Annotated in this window: 21 protein-coding genes; 6 read left to right on the forward strand and 15 right to left on the reverse strand. The window is 64.5% G+C overall.

The features are described 5' to 3' along the window. Window positions 1–110 precede the first annotated feature (110 nt). Window positions 111–1,313, forward strand: coding sequence for an MFS transporter (locus tag AC0L27_RS02720; protein WP_354207236.1), 1,203 nt, complete (start codon window positions 111–113; stop codon window positions 1,311–1,313). On the opposite strand, the gene ccoS is transcribed toward AC0L27_RS02720, so the two are convergent. The 10 genes from ccoS to AC0L27_RS02770 all read right to left on the reverse strand — a co-directional run bounded on the left by ccoS (window position 1,310) and on the right by AC0L27_RS02770 (window position 10,803). Then, window positions 1,310–1,477 carry a cbb3-type cytochrome oxidase assembly protein CcoS gene (gene ccoS, locus AC0L27_RS02725; RefSeq protein ID WP_473317894.1) on the reverse strand — a complete coding sequence of 56 codons (168 nt, stop codon included), beginning with the start codon at window positions 1,475–1,477 and terminating at the stop codon, window positions 1,310–1,312. The genes AC0L27_RS02720 and ccoS overlap by 4 nt on opposite strands. Then, window positions 1,477–3,669, reverse strand: a complete 2,193-nt coding sequence (locus AC0L27_RS02730) for a cation-translocating P-type ATPase (protein WP_354207238.1) — start codon at window positions 3,667–3,669, stop codon at window positions 1,477–1,479. The genes ccoS and AC0L27_RS02730 overlap by 1 nt, the downstream gene beginning before the upstream one ends. 11 nt (window positions 3,670–3,680) lie before the next feature. After that, window positions 3,681–4,166 (reverse strand): FixH family protein, encoded by a 486-nt coding sequence (locus AC0L27_RS02735; RefSeq protein ID WP_354207240.1) that lies wholly within the window; start codon window positions 4,164–4,166, stop codon window positions 3,681–3,683. A 15-nt stretch (window positions 4,167–4,181) separates the two neighbouring features. Then, entirely contained in the window at window positions 4,182–5,648 is a 1,467-nt protein-coding gene (gene ccoG / locus AC0L27_RS02740) for a cytochrome c oxidase accessory protein CcoG (RefSeq protein WP_354207243.1), read from the reverse strand. 110 nt (window positions 5,649–5,758) lie between these two features. Then, a complete protein-coding gene (ccoP, locus tag AC0L27_RS02745; protein WP_354207245.1) occupies window positions 5,759–6,634 on the reverse strand; it encodes a cytochrome-c oxidase, cbb3-type subunit III in 876 nt (291 codons plus the stop codon). A 6-nt stretch (window positions 6,635–6,640) separates the two neighbouring features. After that, window positions 6,641–6,805, reverse strand: a complete 165-nt coding sequence (locus AC0L27_RS02750; protein ID WP_015687703.1) for a CcoQ/FixQ family Cbb3-type cytochrome c oxidase assembly chaperone — start codon at window positions 6,803–6,805, stop codon at window positions 6,641–6,643. Window positions 6,806–6,818: 13 nt separating this feature from the next. Next, complete coding sequence (gene ccoO, locus AC0L27_RS02755; protein ID WP_275170411.1) at window positions 6,819–7,553, reverse strand: cytochrome-c oxidase, cbb3-type subunit II; 735 nt, start codon at window positions 7,551–7,553, stop codon at window positions 6,819–6,821. 10 nt (window positions 7,554–7,563) lie between these two features. Continuing rightward, the gene (gene ccoN / locus AC0L27_RS02760; protein ID WP_275170410.1) at window positions 7,564–9,213 is read right to left on the reverse strand and encodes a cytochrome-c oxidase, cbb3-type subunit I; all 1,650 of its coding nucleotides are present in this window, start codon (window positions 9,211–9,213) and stop codon (window positions 7,564–7,566) included. A gap of 301 nt (window positions 9,214–9,514) precedes the next feature. Then, complete coding sequence (locus AC0L27_RS02765; protein ID WP_275170409.1) at window positions 9,515–9,940, reverse strand: CBS domain-containing protein; 426 nt, start codon at window positions 9,938–9,940, stop codon at window positions 9,515–9,517. 29 nt (window positions 9,941–9,969) lie between these two features. Next, the gene (locus tag AC0L27_RS02770; RefSeq protein ID WP_354207249.1) at window positions 9,970–10,803 is read right to left on the reverse strand and encodes a universal stress protein; all 834 of its coding nucleotides are present in this window, start codon (window positions 10,801–10,803) and stop codon (window positions 9,970–9,972) included. Between the two features lie 206 nt (window positions 10,804–11,009). Between AC0L27_RS02770 and fixL the strand changes: the two genes are divergently transcribed. The 4 genes from fixL to AC0L27_RS02790 all read left to right on the forward strand — a co-directional run bounded on the left by fixL (window position 11,010) and on the right by AC0L27_RS02790 (window position 14,431). Then, entirely contained in the window at window positions 11,010–12,527 is a 1,518-nt protein-coding gene (gene fixL, locus AC0L27_RS02775) for a sensor protein FixL (RefSeq protein ID WP_354207251.1), read from the forward strand. A gap of 3 nt (window positions 12,528–12,530) precedes the next feature. After that, the gene (fixJ, locus tag AC0L27_RS02780) at window positions 12,531–13,148 is read left to right on the forward strand and encodes a response regulator FixJ (protein ID WP_275170406.1); all 618 of its coding nucleotides are present in this window, start codon (window positions 12,531–12,533) and stop codon (window positions 13,146–13,148) included. 58 nt (window positions 13,149–13,206) lie between these two features. Next, the gene (locus AC0L27_RS02785) at window positions 13,207–13,629 is read left to right on the forward strand and encodes a response regulator (RefSeq protein ID WP_275170405.1); all 423 of its coding nucleotides are present in this window, start codon (window positions 13,207–13,209) and stop codon (window positions 13,627–13,629) included. A gap of 103 nt (window positions 13,630–13,732) precedes the next feature. Then, window positions 13,733–14,431 carry a helix-turn-helix domain-containing protein gene (locus tag AC0L27_RS02790; RefSeq protein ID WP_275170404.1) on the forward strand — a complete coding sequence of 233 codons (699 nt, stop codon included), beginning with the start codon at window positions 13,733–13,735 and terminating at the stop codon, window positions 14,429–14,431. Between the two features lie 34 nt (window positions 14,432–14,465). Here the strand turns inward: AC0L27_RS02790 and AC0L27_RS02795 are convergent, their stop codons facing one another. The 4 genes from AC0L27_RS02795 to AC0L27_RS02810 are packed head-to-tail and all read right to left on the reverse strand — an operon-like array spanning window position 14,466 to window position 20,371. Continuing rightward, on the reverse strand, window positions 14,466–15,779 hold the full coding sequence (locus AC0L27_RS02795; RefSeq protein ID WP_275170403.1) for an MFS transporter: 1,314 nt from the start codon (window positions 15,777–15,779) through the stop codon (window positions 14,466–14,468). Window positions 15,780–15,802: 23 nt separating this feature from the next. Continuing rightward, on the reverse strand, window positions 15,803–16,324 hold the full coding sequence (locus AC0L27_RS02800; protein WP_275170402.1) for a PRC-barrel domain-containing protein: 522 nt from the start codon (window positions 16,322–16,324) through the stop codon (window positions 15,803–15,805). Between the two features lie 22 nt (window positions 16,325–16,346). Next, entirely contained in the window at window positions 16,347–18,551 is a 2,205-nt protein-coding gene (locus AC0L27_RS02805; RefSeq protein WP_275170401.1) for an amylo-alpha-1,6-glucosidase, read from the reverse strand. Window positions 18,552–18,607: 56 nt separating this feature from the next. Further along, on the reverse strand, window positions 18,608–20,371 hold the full coding sequence (locus tag AC0L27_RS02810) for an ABC transporter ATP-binding protein (RefSeq protein WP_354207256.1): 1,764 nt from the start codon (window positions 20,369–20,371) through the stop codon (window positions 18,608–18,610). A gap of 277 nt (window positions 20,372–20,648) precedes the next feature. On the opposite strand from AC0L27_RS02810, the gene AC0L27_RS02815 reads away from it, so the two are divergent. Next, entirely contained in the window at window positions 20,649–21,719 is a 1,071-nt protein-coding gene (locus tag AC0L27_RS02815) for a glycosyltransferase family 4 protein (protein WP_275170399.1), read from the forward strand. 184 nt (window positions 21,720–21,903) lie between these two features. Here AC0L27_RS02815 and AC0L27_RS02820 read toward each other — a convergent pair whose 3' ends face one another. After that, window positions 21,904–23,835, reverse strand: a complete 1,932-nt coding sequence (locus AC0L27_RS02820) for an alkyl/aryl-sulfatase (RefSeq protein ID WP_473317895.1) — start codon at window positions 23,833–23,835, stop codon at window positions 21,904–21,906. Window positions 23,836–23,938: the final 103 nt, after the last annotated feature.

Consider the following 23,938-nt stretch of genomic DNA (forward strand, 5'->3'; position numbering starts at 1 on the left):
CAACATGTAACGGGCGCCCCGGCCTCAGCCTGATCGTTGCCGATGTGGCACCCGGATCTTCATGCCGCCGGCATGCCGGGTGCCACATCTTTCACAGGAGACGCGACGCCATGACCGATCTTTCCGCGCCCATCAAGCCGAGCGCGATGGCAACGGATGAGCATTCCGCGCGACCCATACTCCGCACGCTCGTCATTGGATTGATCGCATTCCTGACCGTCGTCGATCTCTTCGCGACACAGGCAATCCTGCCCTCGCTGACCCGCCACTACGGCGTCACCCCGGCCGCGATGAGCCTGGCCGTCAACGCCAGCACGTTCGGTATGGCGGTCGCAGGCCTCGTTGTCGGCTTTCTCAGCCCGCACATCGACAGGCGAACCGGCATCCTGCTCAGCCTGACCCTGCTCGCGATTCCGACGAGCCTGCTGGCGACTGCGCCCAATCTTGCCGTCTTCACCGGCCTGCGGGTAGCACAGGGCCTCTGCATGGCATCCGCCTTCGCGTTGACATTGGCTCATCTCGGCGAACAATGCAGCGCAATGGATTCCGGCGGCGCCTTTGCCGCCTACATCACGGGAAACGTCGCCAGCAATCTCGTCGGCCGGCTGATCTCGGCCGCGATCGCCGATAGCCTTGGCCTGGCATGGAATTTCTACTTCTTCGCGGCGCTCAATCTGGCCGGCGCCGCACTGGTCTATTTCACCATTGCGCGCGTACAGCCGATGCGGGCAACGACGCCGACGGCATCGGCGTTTGCCGCGACGATCGCGCAGTGGCGGGATCCACGGCTGCGAGCCGCCTATGGCATCGGCTTCTGCATCCTGTTCGCATTCATCGGTACCTTCACATTCGTCAATTTCGTTCTGGTTCGACCACCGCTGTCGCTGGGCATGATGGACCTCGGCCTCGTTTACTTCGTCTTCCTGCCGTCGGTGGTCACGACGCTGCTGGCGGGCAGAGTGGCATCACGCCTCGGAACGCGTCCGACGATCTGGGGCTCGCTCGCCATCGCCGGGATCGGCCTGCCGTTGATGCTGGTCGCACACCTGGGCGCGGTCCTCGCCGGGATGGTTCTGGTCGGCATCGGCACCTTTTGCGCGCAAGCCGCTGCGACAGGATTCGTAGGACAGGCTGCGGCTGAAAACCGCGGCATCGCCAGCGGCACCTATCTCGCCTGCTATTTCTGTGGCGGGCTCATCGGCACGGCCGTCCTCGGCCGACTGTTCGACGCGTTTGGCTGGGATGCCTGCGTGGCCGGGGTAGGCGTGGCGCTTGCGGTCGCGGCCCTGCTGACGCTCGCCTTGAGGCGCTAGCGCTTGGCCGGCGCCTCCTGCGGCGGCTCGTCTTCGGCGATGGCGCGCCAGGCGGCGCCGTCGAGATCGTCGTACTGGCCGCTTCGAAGCGACCAGAGGAAGGCGGCGAGACCGGCGAGACCGAGCATCAGCGCCAGCGGCACCAGGATGACCAGGATTTCCATCACACGATCTCCCGCGAGGCGCCGCGCGCACGCAGCGAGTTCAGCATCACCAGGATCGACGATCCGCTCATGGCGGCAGCCGCGATCAGGGGTGTCACGACGCCGCTGATCGCGACCGGCACCGCGAGGACATTGTAGCCGATCGCGAGCCAGAGATTTTGCCGCATCAAGCGCAGCGCCTTGCGTGAAGCGTCGATGGCGGCGACGACCGGGGCCAGCGGCCGGCCGAGGAAGACGAGATCGGCGGTCGCCTGGCTCAGATGCGCGGCCGAGATCGGCGACATCGAGACGTGGGCCGCCGCCAGCGACGGCGCATCGTTCATGCCGTCGCCGACCATCAGGACCTTCATGCCCCGCTGCTTCAAGACCTCGATTCGCGCGATCTTGTCGGCCGGCGTCACCCCGGCCCGCCATTCGGAGATGCTCAGCGCATGGGCCGCGGCGATCACCGCCGGTTCACGGTCGCCGGAGAGAATCTCGATGCCGATATTGCGCGCCTTGAGCGCCGCGATCACAGCCTGCGCATCGGGACGGAGGCCCTGGCGCACAGATAGGATGAATCTTTCGCTGCCCTTGCTGAAAGCCACGACGGAAGCTTCGGGATCGAGATTTGTCACGTCGGAAACCAGCGTCTCGGCGCCGCAGAAGGACGGACGGCCGAGGCGAATCTCGATGCCATCGACCACAGCGCGCACCCCCTGGCCGGACTCCTCGATCGCGCCGACGATCGGCGATCTGGCGTCGGAGGCCTGCGCGACCGCGGCGGCGACCGGATGATGGCTCGACAGCGCGAGCCGCCCGGCAAGCTCGAAGACATCAGCGGGGATATCGGCCGCATTCATCACTTCGAGATCGGGCAGCGTCAGCGTGCCGGTCTTGTCGAAGATCACGTGGTCGGCTTCTGCGAGACGCTCTATGGCATCGCCGGAGTTCAGCAGGACACCCGCCTTGAACATCGCGCCCGAGGCCACCGTCTGCACCGTCGGGATGGCGAGTCCGAGCGCGCAGGGACAGGTGATGATCAGCACCGCGACGCCGGTCACGATCGCATCATGCCAGCCGGCGCCCGCAATGACCCAGCCGAGGATAGTGATGAGCGCGGTGGCATGCACCACGGGCGCATAGAGTCGCGAGGCGCGGTCTGCGAGCCGCATGTAGCGCGAGCGCGCTTGCAGCGCATTGTCGAGCAGCCGCGTGATCTCGGCGAGCAGCGTCGCCTCGGAGGCCGCCGAGACCCGCACCCGCAGGCTGCCTGAGATGTTCATCGATCCCGCATAGACCGGCGTGCCCTGCTCGGCCGTGACATAGAGCGTCTCGCCGGTGATCAGGCTCTGGTCGATTTCGGAACGGCCCTCGATCACGGTGCCGTCGACCGCGCAGCGCTCGCCGGGTCGCAGCAGCACGATGTCGCCGGGATAGATCGCGGCCACCGGCACTTGAGATATCTCGCCAGGCCCGACGAACTTGGCCGCGGTCTCCGCCTTGAGCGCGGCGAGATTGCCCGCGACCGCGCGGGTCCGCCGCCGCATGTTCTGGTCGAGAAAGCGGCCGACCAGGAGGAAAGTGAGCAGCATGATCGCCGCGTCGAAATAGGCGTGCTCGGCGTGGTTGATGGTCTCGACCACGGACATGCCCAGCGCCAGCGTCACGCCGATCGAGATCGGCACGTCCATATTGGTGGTCCTGGCCGACAGCGCGCGCCAGGCCGAGCGGAAGAACGGCTGGCCGGCATAGGCCGCCGCCGGCAGCGCGATCAGCGCCGACAGCCAGTGGAAGAAATCGCGCTGCTCCGGCAGCATGTCCGAGACGTTGCCGGACCACACCGGGATCGACAGCATCATCACGTTCATGGTGGCGAATGCGGCGATGCCGAGGCAGCGCAGCAGGAAGCGCGATTCGGCGACCTCGGTCGCTTCCGCGCTCTCGGTCTCGTAAGGATAGGCCCTGTAGCCGAGCTCTTCGAGGCGATCGATGAAGCGGGCCGGATCGAGCGTGCCCGCCTTCCATTCCAGCGCAACGCGCCGGTCGGTGAGGTTCACGCGGGCCAGCGTGACGTCGGGAATCGCGGATAGCCCGCGCTCGATCTTGGCCATGCAGCCGGCACAGTGAACGCCCTCGACCGCGAGATCGATGTGCTGGACGCCCTCGCCCGCAGTCCGGACGTAATGCGAAAAGTCCCGCGAGACGTGCATGGCAAAATCCTTCAGTTCAGGATCACGCGGTTGCGCGACATGAACACGCGCGTTCCCCGCGCCTCGCCCTCGATCACCAGATCCCACTGGCCCGGCGCGACCGATGCGGCATTGCCGCGATAGAGGCCGATGCCGGCTTCCGAGAGCTCGACGGCGAGATCGGCGCGCTTGTCGGTCGGCCGCTCCAGGCGGCCGCCGAATTTCAGCCCGGCGATCGGCTGTCCGCTCGCGTCGCGCGCCTCGACCTGAAGCACGGCGGCGCCATCGGCGCGGCGCTCGACATGGGCGTTGACCTTCCATTTTCGCGCGGTCTGGTCCTGGGCCGCCGATATCTCGCGGTCATAGGTGAGGCCCGCGGCATAGGGGCTGTCGACGTCCGTGCCCGGCAGCGTCGCGATCGCGAGCTTCATCATGGTCACGTTGACGCCGATCACGACGCCGAAGAAGGCGACCAGCATCAGAAACACTTTGGTTCCGGTCAGCGGCTTGGTTGCCATGGCGAACTCCTGATCCTAGGGCGCGACGAAATTGTCGATGGCGCTGGCGACTTCGCCGAGGCCGATATCGGTGACGTGAAAGCGAACCGGGATCGACTTTTCCGGATTGCCCTCCACCGGCGCGGTCACGAGCACCCGCAGCTCGCTGGTGGAGTCGCGCGGAACCACGATCATCGGCCGGTCCTGCGTCACTGAATCGATCCCAATGACATGGATCGTAGCATTGACCGGACCGTTAGCGTCGATCGCAATGACGCGGTCGTAACCGCTCTTGTTGAGCAGCCGCACCGTGTAGGCGTTGCGGATCGAGCCGTCGCTGAGCCTGACCGCGACCGGGTTGCGGTCGTGCAGCACGTTGACGTCGAGCAGGCTGCGGGTCGCGAGCGTATAGATCATGATGCCGCCGACCGCCGCGATGATCGCGCTGTAGGCGACGGTGCGGGCCCGGACGATGCGGTAGATCGGCGCCTTGCCTTCCTGGCGGCGCTGGATGTTGACGTCGTTGTCATAGCCGATCAGCCGCTTCGGCCGGCCGATCTTCGTCATCACGTTGTCGCAAGCGTCGATGCAGAGCCCGCACTGGATGCATTCGAGCTGCGGTCCATTGCGGATGTCGATGCCGGTCGGACACACGGCGACGCATTGATAGCAGTCGACGCAATCGCCGACTTGCTCGCCGAGCGCGCGCAGCTCGGCCGCCTTCTTCACCGACGTACGCTTCTCGCCGCGATCGTAACGATAGGTGACGTTGAGCGCCCATTCGTCGGTGAGCGCGGCCTGGATCCGCGGCCACGGGCACATATAGGTGCAGACCTGCTCGCGCATGAAGCCCGCGAGCACGTAAGTCGTCGCGGTGAGGATGCCGATCCAAATATAGGCGATCATCGGCGCCTGGAAGGTGACGAGTTCCCTAACCAGCGTCGGTGCGTCGTTGAAATAGAGCACCCAGGCGCCGCCGGTCCACCATCCGATCAGGAGCCAGATCGAATGCTTGAGCACGATCTCGGAGATGCGCTCCAGCTTCATCGGGTCGGACGATTTGTCCTTCTTCATCCGCTCGCGCCGGTCGCCCTCGATCAGACGCTCGACCGCATAGAACAGGTCGGTCCACACTGTCTGCGGACAGAGATAGCCGCACCAGATGCGGCCGCCGACCGAGTTCATCAGGAATAGCGCCACCGCGGCGACGATCAGCAGGCCGGTGAAGTAGTAGACCTCCTGCGGCCACAGCTCGATGAAGAAGAAATAGAAGCGGCTGTTGGGAAGATCGATCAGCACCGCCTGGTTGGGGGCACCGAGGCCGCGGTTCCAGCGCACGAACGGCAGGAAGTAGTAAACGCCGAGGCAGAACGCCATCAGGCCCCATTTGATCCGGCGGAAGGTGCCGGAGATGCTCTGGGGATAGACTTTCTTCTGGGCCACATAGAGCGGCCCGTTGTCATCGTCTAATGGGATGGCTTTTGGGTTCACGGGCCTGTTCATCGCCTGCAGCTTTTCAAGAGGTGCGATTGAACCTAAACCCGACGCCGCCGCGTCAGTTGATCCAGCGCAAGCGGGGGCACTTTTGTTCGCCCCCGTTTGCTGCCGGTTGGCTATTTTCCGCCGCCCAGCGAGTGGACGTAAACTGCCATCGCCTTGATGGTGGCGGGATCGAGCCGTCCCTCCCAGGCCGGCATCACGCCAGCGCGGCCCTGGCTGATGGTCTCGATCAGCGACGCCTCGTCCGAACCATAGAGCCAGATCTTGTCGGTCAGGTTGGGGGCGCCCATCTCCGGGTTGCCCTTGCCGCCGTCGCCATGGCAGGCGACGCAATTCTCCGCGAAGATCTTCTCGCCCTTGGCCGCGTCATAGCCCTTGCGGGTCGGAAGGCCCGACAATGCACGCACATAGTTGGCGGCCGTGACGATCTCGTCCGGCTTCAGCACGCCGTCCTTGCCGAATGCGAGCATCTGGCCTTCATGCGTCTTGGCGTGCCCGGAACGTGCGCCGAACTGGATGGTCTGCATGATCTGATCGAGCGATCCGCCCCACAGCCAGTCGTCGTCGTTCAGGTTCGGATAGCCCTTGGCACCGGCGCCGCCTGAGCCGTGACATGGCGCGCAATTGTCGCCGAACACGGTCTTGCCCTTGGCGCGCGCGAGCGCGAGCAGCGCCGGATCCTTCTCGATGTCGGCGAGCGAGGCCGCGCCCAGCGCAACCATCTTGGCTCCGCGGATCTTCTCGAGGTTGGCGAGCTCGACCGCGACGTCGGCGCGCGTCGAGTAGCCGAACAGGCCCGTTGTATTGCTGGAGACCAGCGGCCAGGCCGGATACACGATCCAGTAGCCGATCGCCCAGACGATGGTGAGGTAGAAGGTGATTACCCACCAGCGCGGCAGCGGCGTGTTGAGCTCCTTGATGCCGTCCCACTCGTGTCCGGTCGTGGTCCTCCCGGAGACGGGATCGATGTCGCTATGATGATCGGTCATGATCTCTTACTCCTCCCGCAACGGCAGGTGTGCCGCTTCGTCGAAAGCTGCCTTGTTACGGGGCCAGAATGCGTAGGCGATGATCGCGAGAAAGATCGCGACGAACACCGGCGTCCAGATCGTGGTCACGAGACCGGACGCGAGATTGTCGAGTGTCAGGATGGCTTTCATCGTTGGTGCCTTCTCAGCGAAGATTGGCTTTCTCGTTGTAGATCTTGAAGTCGACCAGCGTGCCGAGCATCTGGAGATAGGCGATCAGCGCGTCCATCTCGGTCGGCGTGCCGGTCTTGCCGTCGAAGTTGCGCACCACGGCCTTGGCGTAGCGCTTGGTGAAAGCGTCGGAGCCGGCATTGTCAGGATCGGCCTGGGCCTTCATGTCATCGCCCGCGTTGGCGATCTGGTCGTCGGTGTAGGGCGTGCCGACGGTCCGCAGCGTGCGCATGTGGTCGGCGATCGTGTCCGGATCGACCTCGGTCTTGCTGAGGAACGGATAGCCGGGCATCACCGACTGCGGCACGATTGCGCGCGGGTTGGTCAGATGGGTGACGTGCCAGTCGTCGGAATATTTGGCGCCGACGCGGGCAAGATCGGGGCCGGTGCGCTTCGAGCCCCACTGGAACGGATGGTCGTACATGCTCTCGGCGGCCAGCGAGAAATGACCGTAGCGCTCGACCTCGTCGCGCAACGGGCGGATCATCTGCGAATGGCAGAGATAGCAACCCTCGCGGATGTAGACGTTGCGCCCGGCGAGCTCCAGCGGCGTATACGGCCTGATCCCGTCGACCGCCTCAATCGTGCTCTTGAGGTAGAACAGCGGGGTGATCTCGACGAGACCGCCGATGGCGATCACCAGCAGGATGCCGACGATCAGGATGATCGAGTTCTTTTCGAAGATTTGGTGGCGTGTCCAGAACGACATGGAAAACTCCTCATTCCGCCGGCTGAAGAGCGACGGGCATCTGGACTTCCTGTTCGCCGACGCGAACCGTCATCCAGAGATTATAGGCCATGATCAGCGCGCCGATCAGGAACAGCCCGCCGCCGGCAGCGCGGATGATGTAGAAGGGATGCATCGCCTCGACGGTCTCGATGAAGGAATATTCGAGGAAGCCGAGCGAGGTGTAGGCGCGCCACATCAGGCCCTGGAGGATGCCGGACACCCACATCGCCGAGATGTAGAGGACGATGCCGAGCGTCGCGATCCAGAAGTGCCAGTTGACGAGCTTGAGGCTGTAGAGGCCCTTGCGATTCCAGATCCAGGGTACCAGGCAGTAGAGCGCGCCAAAGGAGACGAAACCGACCCAGCCGAGCGCGCCGGAGTGCACGTGGCCGATGGTCCAGTCGGTGTAGTGGCTAAGCGAGTTGACCACCTTGATCGACATCATCGGGCCTTCGAAGGTCGACATGCCGTAGAATGCGACGGAGACGACGAGCATGCGCAGCACGGGATCGGTGCGCAGCTTGTCCCAGGCGCCCGACAGCGTCATCAGGCCGTTGATCATGCCGCCCCAGGACGGCATCCACAGCATGATCGAGAAGGTCATGCCGAGCGTCTGGGTCCAGTCCGGCAGCGCCGTGTAGTGCAGATGGTGCGGGCCGGCCCAGATGTAGAGGAAGATCAGCGCCCAGAAGTGGATGATCGAGAGACGGTAGGAATAGATCGGCCGCTCGGCGCGCTTCGGGATGAAGTAGTACATGATGGCGAGGAAGCCGGCGGTCAGGAAGAAGCCGACCGCGTTGTGGCCATACCACCACTGGAACATGGCGTCCTGGATGCCGCCCCAGGCGATGTAGGACTTCGAGCCGAACACCGAGACCGGCAGCGCCGGGTTGTTGCCGAGATGCAGAACCGCAATCGTCACGATGAAGGCGAGATAGAACCAGTTCGCGACGAAGATGTGCGGCTCCTTGCGCTTGATGATCGTGGCAAGGAAGACCAGCAGATAGGTGACCCAGACAATGGTCAGCCACAGGTCGGAGTACCATTCCGGCTCGGCATATTCCTTCGACTGGGTGACGCCGAGCAGATAGCCGGTACCGGCGATCAGGATGAAGAAGTTGTAGCCGACGACGACGAACCAGGGCGCGAGATCGCCGGCAAGGCGAACGCGGCAGCTCTTCTGGACGACATAGAAGGAAGTCGCGATCAGGACGTTGCCGCCGAAGGCGAAGATCACCGCGGACGTGTGCAGCGGACGCAGGCGGCCGAAGCTGGTCCAGGGCAGATCGAAGTTCAGCGCCGGCCACGCCAGTTGCGAGGCGATGATGAGGCCGACGAGAAAGCCGGCAATGCCCCAGAACATCGCCATGACGGAGGAGAACTTGATGGGCCCCATGTTGTAATTGGGCCGGCCGTTGATCTCCGCAGGCGGCAGCGCCGCCGGCCGGTCGAGGTAGCGGTTGATGATGCAGAAGACCGCGGCCAGGCTCGCCGCCGCGCTCAGCGCGGCGTGGAAGGCGAAGGGCGCATCGAGCGCCTTGGCCGAGGCAATCACGCAGAGGAAGGCGGTGACCGCGAACACGACAGCCAGGCCGCTTTCACCTGATGTCATGGACTTGGAGATGGAGGGCTGGCTCATGCGGATTCTCTCTGAAAGAACACAGGGCCAGAAACCACATTCACCCTCGCGGGGAATTGATTGAAATCAAGGGAGATGGATTTCTGTTAATGTGGGCGATGCGGCGCCAGTTGCAGTGCCCTCTCCCCTTGCGGGAGAGGGCAGCGAGGACGGCGCGGCAATCTCATTTGGGTGAGGGGTTGGCGCCGCATCAAAAGTTTTTCCGCGGATAGAACCCCTCATCCGGCGCTTCGCGCCACCTTCTCCCGCAAGGGGAGAAGGGAAGAAAAAGAATCCTCCGTAGGATCACGCAGCCGCCTTCTCACTCCCGTGCCGTCGCCTTGAGCGCTGCGATGACGTCCTCGCGGGCGACGATTCCGACCAGCTTCTGCGCGCCATTGAGCACGATGATGCTCCGGATGCGGTGCTCGACCATGATCTGGAGCACGCGCGTCAGCCGCGTGTCGGGGCTGACATAGATAAAGTCGGGCGTCATGACGTCGCCGATTTTACGGCTCATCAGGTCGTGATAGCGCGGCAGCATCTGGCTCGGCGTGAAGGCGAAGCACTTCAGGATGTCGAACTTGGTGACGATGCCGACGACCTGCCCGTCGTCCTCGACGGGATAGGAATTGAAATCGTCGCGTTCGAACATCTCGCTGAGCGCGAGCAGGTCGAGGTCGCGCCTCACCGTCTTGACGTCGTGCGTCATGTGGCCGTCGACGGTCTGTTCAAGGAATCTGTACACGGCGCGTCCTCTTTGATTCGTCTCCAGCGTCAGTGCGACAGCAGCACGCAGCGGGCAGATTGAGTGACCAGATATTGGGTGACGCCGCCGAGGATCAGTTCGCGGAAGCGCGAATGGCCGTAGGCACCGGCGACGATCAGGCTGGCGCCGACATCGCCGGCAATTTTCTCCAGTTGCCCGGCGACGGTTTCGTTCCGGGCCGCTTCGGAAACGCGCGCGATCGCGGTCACGCCATGACGGGCAAGCCACGCCGTCACGTCGGTCACGCCAGCGACCGCGGCAGGGCGGTCGTCGTCGCCTTCGGGAATTGCGAGGACGGTGACATCCCTGGCCTTGCGCAGTATCGGCAGCGCATCGGCCAGCGCCCGCCGGGCTTCCGGCGTATCCTTCCACGCCACCAGGACGCTGCGCAGATCGAGCCAGTTGACCCCGTCAGGCACGACCAGGATCGGCCGGCCGGCTTGCATCACCAGATCCTTTGGGCTCGCGAGCGCGAAGGCGTCGGAAAAGGCCGGGCTCTGCCCGCCGGTGACGACGATGTCGGCGCAACGCGCCTGGGCGAACGTAAAGCGCGCCGGGAAATCCATGGCGCTGCGCCATTCCACATGCCCGCCGCGATTCCTGATCGCGGCGCGGAATTGCGCCTCGAGCTCGCCCAGACGTCGCTTGACCGAGGCTTCTCCCTCATCGATCAGTCCCTGCGCTGCGGCGCCATCGCTGAAATAGAGCGGCGGAGCGAACTGCGCCGCAGCAACGCCGATGATCGACGCTTCAAATCGTTCGGCAAGCTCGCCCACGACCTGAAGACGCGCCTCGTTGGGCTGATCGAGCGCCAGGCTGACCATCACGGTCGCGTATGTCATCGGGATTCTCCGGCGCAATGAGCTGCTATCAGATCGTAAGCCCGCCGCCGCCTGGCAGGATGAGATAGATCAAAACCTTGGATCACCGCGCCGAGAGGGAAATCTGCCAATGGTATAAGACATCGGAACTTGCCTCCGGCCCCTCCTTGGGTACATTGCCGACGGTAACGCTGTGCGGTTCCCCGCATCAGAATGGGAGTGATCGTTTGGCGCCGACCCGTGTGATTCATCCGCAAGATGACGGCCGGGGCGAACATTTCCGCGTTCGAATCGAAGGATTTGGCGTCGGGACCTGGGATCTCGATCTCAACACACTGGAATTGGAGTGGTCGGAGACGGCCAGAATCCTGTTCGGGATCGAACCTGACCAAACGGTGAGTTACACGCTGTTCCTGTCCCGACTGGAGCCGAACGACCGCGGGCGGATCGAGAGTGCGATCCGACACGTCTCCGAACGGGGCGGCAGCTTCGACGTGTCGTTCAAGGTCGCGGGCGCGTCGGGCAGAGCGCAGTGGATCCGCGCCCGCGCGGGGCTGATTCGGGACGAAGCCGGCGCCGCCCGGCATCTCAGCGGCATCTTTCTCGATGTCGACGAGGAGAAGCAGGTCGAGGAGGCCCTTCGCACCCGCGAGAATCACCTCCGCTCGATCCTGCAGACGATTCCCGACGCCATGATCGTCATCGACGGCCACGGCATCATCCAGCTGTTCAGCTCGGCGGCCGAGCGCCTGTTCGGCTGGGCCGAGCCGGAGGTGATCGGCCAGAACGTGCGCATCCTGATGCCGGAGCCCGACAGCTCCCGTCACGACGGCTACATCGCGCGCTACCGCACCACCAGCGACCCGCACATCATCGGCATCGGCCGCATCGTGACCGGAAAGCGTCGCGACAGCACGACCTTCCCGATGCACCTGTCGATCGGCGAGATGCAGTCGGGCGGCGAGCCCTATTTCACCGGTTTCGTCCGCGATCTTACCGAGCATCAGAAAACCCAGGCGCGGCTCCAGGAATTGCAGTCCGAGCTCGTCCACGTCTCTCGGTTGAGCGCGATGGGCGAAATGGCGTCCGCGCTCGCTCACGAACTCAACCAGCCGCTGGCAGCGATCAGCAACTACATGAAGGGGTCGCGGCGGCTGCTCGCCGGAAGCCAGGATCCGAATACGCCGAAGATCGAGAGCGCGCTGGACCGCGCCGCCGAGCAGGCGCTGCGCGCCGGCCAGATCATCCGCCGCTTGCGCGACTTTGTCTCCCGCGGCGAATCCGAGAAAAGGGTCGAGAGCCTGTCCAAGCTGATCGAGGAGGCTGGCGCGCTCGGGCTCGCCGGCGCGCGCGAGCAGAACGTACAGCTCCGTTTCGGCCTCAATCCAAATGCCGATCTCGTGCTCGCCGACCGGGTGCAAATCCAGCAGGTGCTGGTCAACCTCTTCCGCAACGCGCTGGAAGCGATGGCGCAGTCGCCACGGCGCGAGCTCGTCGTCACCAACACCCGCGTCGCCGACGACATGATCGAGATCGAGGTCTCCGATACCGGCTCCGGCTTCCAGGACGACGTCATGCCAAACCTGTTTCAGACTTTTTTCACCACCAAGGACACCGGCATGGGCGTGGGACTGTCCATCAGCCGCTCGATCGTCGAGGCTCACGGCGGCCGGATGTGGGCCGAGAGCAACGCATCGGGTGGGGCGACATTCCGCTTCACGTTGCCGGCAGCCGACGAGAACTGATCCATGACGACCAAGGGAATCATCTACGTCATTGACGACGACGAGGCGATGCGGGATTCGCTGAATTTCCTGCTGGATTCAGCTGGCTTCGGCGTCACACTGTTCGACAACGCGCAGAGTTTTCTCGACGCCCTGCCTGGCCTCGCCTTCGGCTGCGTCGTCTCCGATGTGCGGATGCCCGGCATCGATGGGATCGAGCTTCTCAAGCGCCTGAAGGCGCAGCGCAGCCGGTTTCCAATCCTGATCATGACCGGCCATGGCGACGTGCCGCTCGCGGTCGAGGCGATGAAACTCGGTGCCATGGATTTCCTGGAAAAGCCGTTCGAAGATGACCGCCTCATCGCCATGATCGAATCCGCGATCCGCGAGGGCGAGCCGGCGGCCAGGAACGAGGCCATGGCCCAGGACGTCGCCGCTCGCGTCGCTTCCCTGAGCCCCAGGGAACGCCAGGTCATGGAAGGGCTGATCGCGGGCCTATCCAACAAGCTGATCGCCCGCGAGTACGACATCAGCCCGCGCACCATCGAGGTCTACCGGGCCAATGTGATGACCAAGATGCAGGCCAACAGCCTGTCGGAACTGGTGCGGCTGGCCATGCGGGCCGGAATGCTCAACGATTGAAGTCACCAGGATTGAGGCAAGTCAAAACCGGTCGCTCGCGCTGTGCTACCAGATCGGAATGATTGCGATCAGCTCCCATCCTGAGCGGCTCCCGATGTCGTCACCCGCAAAGCCAAGCATCTATGTGGTCGACGACGATGCCGCTGTGCTCGGCTCGCTGAGGTTTTTGCTGGAAACCGACGGTTTTGCCGTGCGGACCTTCAGGAACGCCACGGCGCTGCTCAATGCGGCGAGCCCGTCCGGTGCAGACTGTTACGTGATCGACTACAAAATGCCCGACATCAACGGCATCGAGCTGGCCGGGCGACTGCGCCAGTCCGAGGGCGATACCCCGGTGATCCTGATCACCGGCTATCCCGACCCGAATATCTCGGCCCGGGCGGCGGCCGCAGGCGTAAATGAAGTGATTCTGAAGCCGCTTCTGGACGAAAACCTGGTCAAGCGCATTCGCCACGCCATCCAGAACCGGGTCCATAGCTGACCTACGGGATTCTACGTAAGGCAACCTCCTTAAGATATCTCGCGAAATTTTCGAGGCACCCGATACCGCGTACCAAAGCGTCATCACAACGGAGATGGCGCAGATGCTGACCCAGACCTTCAACACCCCGGCGATTACCACCCAGATCGGTGGCAAGATCGCACCCGCCCATCCCGTCTCAGACCAGTTCGGCGCGATTGCCGGCCATGTCGGCCTCGTTGCCACTGAGTTCTCCTACCGCAAGGAAGAGGAGATCTATGGTGAGGACGAGCCGGCCGAGTATGTCTATCAGGTCGTCACCGGCGCGGTGCGCAGCTACAAGCTTCTCTCCGACGGCCGCCGCCAGATCGGCTCCTTCCACCTTCCCGGCGACGTATTCGGCCTCGAATCCGGCACCACCCACCGCCTTGCTGCTGAAGCTATCATCGACACCACGGTGCGCCTCGTGAAGCGCGCGAGCCTCGAGAAGGCCGCAGCCACCGACGTCCAGGTCGCCCGCAAGCTCTGGGCCATGACAGCTGGCGAGCTTCGCCACGCCGAAGACCACATGCTGCTGCTGGGCCGCAAGACCGCGATGGAGCGCGTCGCAACCTTCCTGCTCGAAATGGACCGCCGCCTCGCGGTTGCCGGCATGATGGCGCTGCCGATGTGCCGCCGCGACATCGGCGACTATCTCGGTCTCACGCTCGAGACCGTCTCGCGCGCGCTGTCGCAGCTTCATGCCCAGGGCATTCTCGGCTTCTCGGGCGCCCGCCAGATCGTGCTGCGCAACCGGGCACGCCTGCACAATCTCGACGCCTGATCTCCCCTCTTCCACCCGCTCATGGCCGGCTGAATTAGCCGGCCATTTCTTTTGCTGCGATCATGCCCTTGCGCCGCGTCTCCGGCATCACAAGCAGAATAAGCAGAAGTCCCGTCGCGGCGACGCCAGATAGCCCCATGAACGCCGTGGCATTGCCGAACTTGTCGCTGACATAGCCGCCAAGCGCGGTGCTCAGCGACGCGCCGATGCCCATTGCCGTGCCGACGATGCCCTGCGCGAGGTTGAAATGGCCGCTGCCGAAGGCGACGTCGGCCACGATCAGCGGGATCATCACCGCGAACACCGCCGCGGTGAGACCGTCGAACACCTGCACCAGCACCAGCAGATACGGATCGCGCACGGTCGCGAACAGCAGACCGCGAATCGTCAGCGCCGCGAATCCGATCAGCAGCAGCGGCCTGCGGCCCCACGCTTGCGCCTTGCGCCCGACGCTCGGCGACAGCAGCGCCACGATCGCCTGCGGCACGACGATGCAAAAAGCGACGAGCACCGTCGCCCACTCGCTCGATCGCGCCGTCACCGCGCTTGCCATCAGCGGCATCATCGAGGCGTTCGCGAGCTGCAACAAGAGCACGCTGAGCGCAAAGACAATGAGCGGCCGCTGCCGGATCAGATGCCAGATATTGGTGTCGCCGCGTTCCTTCGCCTCGCGCGGCATCTCGCCGTGACAGCGGGCGATGTCGACCTCATGCTCCCGGATGCGAGAGAGTGCGATCAAAGTCGGAATCGCGAGCAGAAAGGTGACCAGGAATACCGAGCGGCTCGACAGCAGATAGCCGGCCGTTCCCATCACCGCAGCCGCAACGCCGTTGCCAAGCGAAGCGAAGCGCGCGTTCCGGCCGAGACGCTCGCCTATCGCGAGCGGGCCGACCAGACCGAGGCTGATCGCCGCGATCGCCGGTCCGAGCACGCAGCTTGCTGCCGCGTGCAAGGTGGCCGCAGCCACCACCACGGGGAAGATCGGCATTGCCGCATAGGCAAGCGCGCAGCAGCCGATGGTGGCGATCGCGAGGCCTGCGACCAGCCGCTCGGATTTCGCGGCATCGATGATGGCGCCGCCCGGCATCTGGCCGATCAGGGCAACGATGCCGCCGATCGACAGCACGAGGCCGATCTCGACCTGGGTCCATTTCTGGGTCGTCAGATAAACTGCGATGAACGGCCCGAATCCGGTCTGCACGTCGGCGAGGAAGAAGATGAACCAGTCGAGGCCGCGCAGGCTCTGGCGCGACGGCGCCGGGATGCCGGCAGGCGACGGCACCGAGAATTTGTCCTGCTCAACGCGGCCCTCGCGATCCGCATGATTCGGCTTTCTCGACAACAGCACCGGCGGCCATTCCTCCCCGCGCCTCACTGAACAGCTTGCAGTGGCTGCAGGCTGCCGGACGCGCCGAGCACCACCATCGGCGTGTCCTCCTTGTATTCCGGCGCGGCGGCGACCTGTGCCTTGGTCAATTCCAGCGTGATGCTGTCCTTCTTGTTGACGATCTTGCCGAACCGCATCGCGTTCCAGTCCACCACGATCTTGCGGCTGCCGACGCCGAGGAAGCCGCCGAAATCGATCACGGCAGCGCGCACGTGCCCACTCCGATCGACGATGACGTCGACGATGCGGCCCATGTCCTCGTTCGCCGCGCTGAGCACGTCACGTCCAAGCACACCGTGCGCGTCGCTCGCGCCGATGATCGTGACCGACGGCGGTGGCGCGGCATTCTTTGGCGTGACGGGGACGGATGACGCCGGCGGCTGCACCGTCGGCGGTGCATTCGCTTCAGTCGCGGGTGCGGGCGCCTGCTCCGCGGCGCGTGACACGGCGAGCGTCATCCCGACGACCATAACGACGCCCAGGGCCAACCATCCGGCGGTACGCATGCACCCTCCTCCTGGCGCGCCGCTAGCGCGCCAGCACGATCGAGACTTGAATCTGGCCACGCGTGCGCAGCACCTCCAGCGCCACGTCGTCGCCATGGCGGCTGACGCGCAGGTCCACGCTGGACTCGCCCAGACGCAGATCGCGCAAGATCACCTCGTGCAGAAACGCCGGCAGATGCGGATTGCGCAGCCGGATCTCACCGCGCGCCACGTCGAACTCAATGCCCAGCGCCGCCTCCAGCAGCGTGAACGCCGTGGCGCTGGCCCAGGCCTGCGGCGCGCAGGCGACCGGATAGAGCGTCGGTCCGCGCCGCTTCTCGCGCCGGAAACCGCAGAACAATTCGGGCAACCGGCGCAGGTCCATGTAGGTCGCGGCGTCGAACAGTCCCTTGAAGACATGCGCGACCGAATGCTTGAGCCCGTAGCGCGCGAGCCCGAGCGCGATCAGCGCATTGTCGTGCGGCCAGATCGACCCGTCATGATAGGACATCGGGTTGTAACGCACCTCGCCGACAGCGACGGTGCGGATGCCCCACCCCGAAAAGAAATGCGGCCGCATCAAATCGGCGGCGACGAGCCGCGCGCGATCCTCGCGGATCATGCCGCTGAACAGGATCTGGCCGGCGTTCGAGGTCCGCACCTTGCACGGCCGCTTCTTGCCGTCGAGCGCAAGCGCATAGGTGCCGAGCTCCTCGCACCAGAACGCGGCCTCGAAACGCTCGGCCAGCGTCTTGGCCTCGGCCTCGAGCTTCCTGGCGAGATCAGGCTTGCCGAGCCGAAGCGCGCAACGCGCGGCGAGCCGCTTGGCGGCAAAGACGTAACCTTGCACCTCGGCGAGCGCGAGATTGCCTTCCGCAAGCTGGCCATCGGCATGGAAGATCGCGTCGTAGGAATCCTTCCAGCCCTGGTTGGCGAGGCCCTTTTCCGTGGCGCGCTGATATTCGACGAAGCCGTCCTTGTCGGGATCACCGGGGCCGTCGATCCAGGCCAACCCCGCTTCGATGGCCGGCCACAGCTCTGTCAAGGTCTTCTCGTCGCCGGTGCGCTCGAAATAGCTTCCTGCCAGCAGGACGAACAAGGCCGTGGAATCGACGCTGCCGTAATATTGCGCGAACGGCACCTCGCGCAGCGCCGCCATCTCGCCGCCGCGCATCTCATGCAGGATCTTGCCGGGCGCGGCATCGGCGAGCGGATCGACCGCTTTGGCCTGGAAATGGGCGAGCCGCCGCAGCACGCCCTTGGCGATCCGCGGATCGACCCACAGCATCTGCAGCGCGGTGATCAGCCCGTCGCGGCCGAACGTCGTCGAGTACCAGGGAATCCCCGCATAGGGATAGCGGCCCTGCGGCGTCTCCGTCATCAGCATGTTGAGGTCGGCCATGGCCTGGCACAGCACCTCGTTGAAGATGTTGTTGGAGGTCTCGATGCTGGCGGCCCCCATCGTCGATCGGCGCATCTCGCGGCGGTGGGCGAGCAGGCTTCTGAAAAAGCGCGCCGGCTTCTCCGCGATCGGCCGATTGCAGGACACGGCCACGAACAGGGATTTCGACTCATGCGGGTCGAGTTCGAGCTGCCAGGTCGCGGCATTCACCGACAACTTCGTCGGGCGCGGATCGAAATGCAGGCTGGTGGAGCGCTCGGCGTCATCGAGACCGCGGTAGTCGAACAGCACGTCGGTCGGTCCCAACAGCCGGCTCGAGCCGATTCCGCGGCGCGGGCGCCGCTCGCCGCGGACTTCGAACAGATCGGCGAAGTCGTTGTCGAACAGCAGTGTCAGCGCGAAGCTGGCCGGGCGGTCGCCGTGGTTCTGCACGCCGATGCGCTGATAGGCGGTGCCGCGCCACAGGAAGATCGTGCGCACGATGTGCAGCAGGTCCTTTTGCAGCACGAGGCTGCCCTGCCGGTAGATGTCCGGATTGGTGAGATCGACGGTCAGGGCCGAATTGTCGTCGCGCAGGTTCGAGCCCAGCAGCAGCGGCTGGAGATCGTCGAGCACGAGCTCGAGCCTGGCAAGATAGCGCGTGTCGTGATGGAACAGGCCATCGGGCCCGCCGGCCGACGCGCCGATGTCGCCATGGCTGTCGAGCACGATAAAGGTGTCGTCGTGCTTGAGCGAACGCCGCGGCCGCGCCGACGGTCCCGTCATCGGAATATAGAAAGGCTGTTCCGCGACCTGGTCCACGGTCCGCGTCACGGAGACGAATTGGGTAACGGCTTCAGCCGACATCAGCAGCTCCCCTGCGCTTGTTTCGACACGCAACCGACTCGAACGCGACTGTTGGTTTACGCGGCGGCTTGGGCGAGCCGGCTCATTTCCTGCGTGACCAGCTCACGATAGGGCCCGTGGCCCTGCATCAGACGCTCGGGCGACCCGTCCTCGATGATCTTACCACCCCTCAACACGACCACGCGATCGAAATTGCGCAGGGTCGCGAGACGATGGGCGATCGCGATGACCGTGCGGCCGCGCATCAGCCGCGACAACGCCTCGCGGATCGCCTCTTCGGATTCGCTGTCGAGCGCGGCGGTCGCCTCGTCCAGCAGCAGGATCGGCGCGTCCTTCAGGAAGGCGCGCGCGATCGCGATGCGCTGGCGCTGACCGCCGGACATCTTGACGCCGCGGTCGCCGACCATGGTGTCGAGACCACCAGGCAGGCTTTCGACGAAATCGCAGCGCGCCGCAATCGCCGCACGCAGCACCTCGTCGTCGGTCGCGTTCGGGCGACCATAGCGGATGTTTTCGCGAATCGAGCGGTGGAACAGCGAGATGTCCTGCGGCACGACAGAGATCGCCTCGCGCAGGCTCAGCTGCGTCACCTTGGAAATGTCCTGACCGTCGATGGTGATGCTGCCCTCGTCGGTATCGTAGAAGCGCTGGAGCAGCGTGAACAGCGTCGACTTGCCGCCGCCGGACTGGCCGACCAAGCCGACGCGCTGGCCGGGTTGCAGGCGCAGGCTGAAGCGCTCGAAGATCTTCGCAGCCCCGGGATAGCCGAAAGTGACATTGTTGAACGCGATCGCGGCGCCGCTCTTCACCAGTGGCTCGGCCTCGGGGTGGTCGCGCAATTCATGCGGCACCAGCAGCGTGGCGATCGCCTCGGTCAGCCGCGCAACGTGCTGGGTGACGTCGACCAGCGCCACCGCGAGATCGCGCGTCGCGTTCAGAATGGAGAGACCGAGGGTGCAGACCAGCACGACGTCGCCCGTGGTCGCCCGGCCCTCCTGCCAGAGCATGATCGCCCAGGCCATCAGGGCGATCGTGAGCACGACAGTGACGCCGGCATGGATAAGCCGCAGCTTCTCCAGATAGCGCAGGCTGCGGCCGCGCGCGGTGAGCTCCCGGTTCACAGTCGCGTCGAAGCGCTCATGCTCGTGCCCGATGCCGCAGAAGGCGCGCACCAGCGGCATGTTGCTGATGACGTCGATCATCTCGCCGTCGACGACGGCGGCCTTGTCGGCGAAATCGTCATGCAGCGGTTTCCCCGCGGCAGCGAGGCGGAACATCGCAAGCACCATGCCGCCGGCAATCACCATGAGGCCGAGTGCCATGTAAGGGCTGACGGTTCCAATCAGCGCGATTGCCGCAACCGTTGCGATGCACGGCGGCAACACATTCCAGACGAACATGTTCTCGACGGTGAACACCGCATTCGACGTCGCCGTGATGCGGCTGGTCAGCATGCCCGGCATGCGATCGGAGAAGTAGCTCGGCGCGTGGCCGGTCAGATGACGAAATATGTCACGGCGTAAATCCCCCGTGACACGGACGAAGGTGAAGCTGGCCGTCCAGCTCGCGACCCGCCAAAGGAAATTGTCGGCGGCGATCAGCGTCATGAGGAAAATGAATGCCAGCCATACGTTCCCACCATGCGAAGCGCCGGCCGACAAGCTGTCGACGAGGGACTTGACGCCATACTGCGTGCCTACGGAGCAGGCAACTGCCGCCACCACAGCGGTCAGGATCACGAGATGCGACGCAAGGCGACGCCGAAGATAGCGCAAAACAAAGGCAAACGGCCGGTGCGCGTATCCAGAAAGATGATCCATGTGACTATCGACCCCGTCGTGATGATTCAAACTTTTGTTGTTAGCCGACTGAACATCGGCCACTTGCCTCGGTTCCCGGGCACACTCATCACGACATGCGGATGCGGGCGTTCTGCGAAGATGTGATGGCAGCATCGCGACGAGCATCCGACGTGTCGAATAAGTAACGTTCTGGAGAAGGAACTTCGCAAGTGCGGGAACGTTCCCTTGACTGGCGTGCCGGTGCTGAACAGGCGGGGGCTTTCTACAATCATGATCGCACAGAGGAGATGGTGAGATGCGCATCGCGCAGGTAGCTCCGTTGACGGAGGCTGTTCCACCCAAGCTGTATGGCGGCACCGAGCGGGTGGTGCATTGGTTGACGGAAGAGCTGGTGGCCCTTGGGCACGATGTGACGCTGTTCGCGAGCGGCGACTCGCAAACCTCGGCAAAGCTGGATGCGCTGTGGCCGCGGGCACTCCGTCTCGACGGTTCCGTGCGCGATCCCAATGCGCTGCATATGGTGATGCTGGAGCGGGTGCGGCAGAAATGTGACGACGAGGAGTTCGACTTCCTCCACTTCCACCTCGATTATTATCCGTGGTCGCTGTTCTACCGGCAGCCGACACCGTTCCTGACCACGCTGCACGGCCGGCTCGACCTGCCGGAGCATCAACCGGTCTTCAACACCTTCTCGAAGGTCCCCGTCATCTCGATCTCGAACGCGCAGCGCCGGCCGGTGCCGCAGGCAAACTGGGTGAGGACGATTCACCACGGCCTGCCGGAGAACCTGCTGACGCCGAAGCCGGCGAAACAGGAATATCTCGCCGTGCTCGGCCGCATCGCGCCGGAAAAGGGCGTCGACCGCGCCATCAAGATCGCGACGCATTGCGGCATTCCGCTCAAGATCGCCGCCAAGGTCGATCGGGCCGACCAGGATTACTATGACGAGCTGATCCGGCCGATGATCGAGAACAATCCGCTGGTGGAATTCATCGGCGAGATCAGCGATCACGAGAAGTCGGACTTCCTGAGCGGCGCACTTGGCCTCTTGTTGCCGATCGACTGGCCCGAGCCGTTTGGCCTGGTGATGATCGAAGCCATGGCCTGCGGCACGCCGGTCATCGCCTTCAACCGCGGCTCGGTGCCCGAGATCATCGACGATGGCCTCACTGGCTTCGTCGTCGAGGACGTCCTCAGCGCAGCCGGCGTCGTCGGTCGCCTGCCGCAACTCGATCGCTCCCTCATCCGCAAGCAGTTCGAGACGCGCTTCACGGCGCGGCGGATGGCGCTGGATTATCTCGCGGCCTATCGCAGCCTCGGCGAGGAACAGGCGCCGCGGATCAAGCTGGTAAGCAGCGCGGAGTAGCAGGAGCACGCGCCCATCCCATCGCGACCGTCATGGCCGGGCATGTCCCGGCCATCGACATTTGCGTGGGGCGCGCTCCTCTCTATCAACCTCATTGCGAGCGCAGCGAAGCAATCCAGGCCGTCCCGGCGGAGAGATTCTGGATTGCTTCGCTGCGCTCGCAATGACGGAAGAATGCGGTAGCCTATCTCACCACCGCCCGCTTCGGCTCGACGATCTCGAACATGCGCGGGAATTCGTCTATCAGGCCCATCAGCTCGGCGAGGCGCATCGGATTGCCGGCGAATTTGACCTTGCCGGCGGCCACCGCCTCCGGGAAGCTGGTGAGTTTTGCGATCACCTCATCGAGCGTCGACCGCGCGAGCGTGAAGCTGGCATCTGCATTGTCCGCCTGCATGCCCGCTGTGTAGGTGAGCGCGCAGTTCTCCAGATTGAGCACGAACGTCTCGCCGGTGTCGGAAAAGCTCCAGTTCAGCACGATGTGCTTTCCTTCCGCCTTCGGTCCATTGAGGCGGATGCCGAGCACGTCCCAGAGCTGTGAGGTGCGCAGCGCCGCCAGCGTCTCGCGCGGCATCGGCGGGCGTGCCGGCACCTTCGGCATGCCCTGGCGCAATTCCTGCGCGCCGAACAGATAGGCATTGCGCCAGGTCGCGCTTTCGGCGGCGTAGCCGAGCTGCTCCAGCGTATCCGCCAGCAACGCACGCGCCGCCTGATTGTCCGGCTCGGCAAAGACGAGATGGCCGAGCGCCTGCGCCACGAAGCGGAATTCGCCCTTATCGAAATCGACACGCGCCCGCGCGAGGATCGCGCCGGCGCCGCCCATGTACTCGACGAATTTCTTGCCCGACTCAACCGGGGGCAACGGATCGAGATTGACCGGATTGGCGTCGTACCAGCCCAGATATTTTTGATAGATCGCCTTCACATTGTGCCGGATGTGGCCGTAATAGCCGCGGCCGTGCCAGGCGCCCTCCAGGCTCTTGGGCAGCTGGATCGTTTCGGCGATCTCGGCCGCGGTGAGACCGTGGTTCATCAGGCGGATGGTCTGGTCATGCGCGAATTTATAGAGATCGCGCTGCTGGCGGATCATGGTGCGGATGCGTTCGCGTCCCCACACCGGCCAGTGATGCTGGCCGCACATCGCCTCCGCCTTGCCGTCCCAGAGCTGGAGGGCCTCGCCCAGATATTTCGACCAGGCCAGCGCGTCGCGCACGTCGGCGCCGCGGAACGGCAGCAGATTGTGGAAATTGTGGGTGCAGTTCTCGGCGAGGTTCAACAGCTTGTAGCGCGGGATGAAGAAATGCATCTCGGCCGGCGCTTCGCTGTTCGGCGCCATCTGGAATTCGAACTCGACGCCGTCGATCACGCGCCGATCGCCGGTCGCCATGATCAAATCGGTCGGCCGCAGCAGCGCCACCGAACCTGCCGCCATCGACTTGCCAAGGCCGCAATCGACCTGCCCGCGCGCACCCTTGGCGAGGAGAGGTCCGAACTGGTACTGCGCCCGGCGCAGCATCGCAGGTCCCGCGATGATGTTCTCGGAGACGGCATGCTCCATGAACAAGTTCGGCGCGATGATCGGGACGCGGCCGCTCGCGAGCGCGTCCTCCTCCAGCACGCCGCGCGCGCCGCCCCAATGGTCGGTGTGGGTATGGGTGAAGATCACGGCCGCGACCGGTCGCTGGCCGCGATGCCTGTAGTAGAGATCGAGCGCGGCGCGCGCGCCCTCGATCGAGGTCAGTGTGTCGACGACGATGACGCCACCGTCGCCTTCGATCAGCGTCATGTTGGCGATGTCGAGCCCACGCACCTGGTAGACGCCGGGCACGACCTCGAACAGGCCGTGCTGCATGTTGAGCCGCGACTGGCGCCACAGGCTCGGATTGACCGTGGCCGGCGCCTGCTCGGCGGAGAGAAAGCCGTAAGGCTCGAGGCTCCAGACCGTCCGCCCTTGCGGATTGGTGATCTCCGCGTTCTCGATGGTGCCGAGAAAGCCGCGCGCGGCGTCGTCGAAATCCCGCGTGTCGGAAAACGGCAACGCGTTCAGCATCGCCGTCTGCTGCGCGATGACGGACGGCGTTGCGCCCTTCGGCTCGTTGCTGGACGTGTCCGTCATCTCGATCTCCTCCCCGCCTGTTGCGCGGCATCTAACCGCATCTCGCGGCCGATTGCCATGGCGGGAGGACGCAGCAATGCGTAGCCCCGCGCCCACAGGTGGA

Source organism: Bradyrhizobium sp. Ken51, from assembly GCF_055807435.1.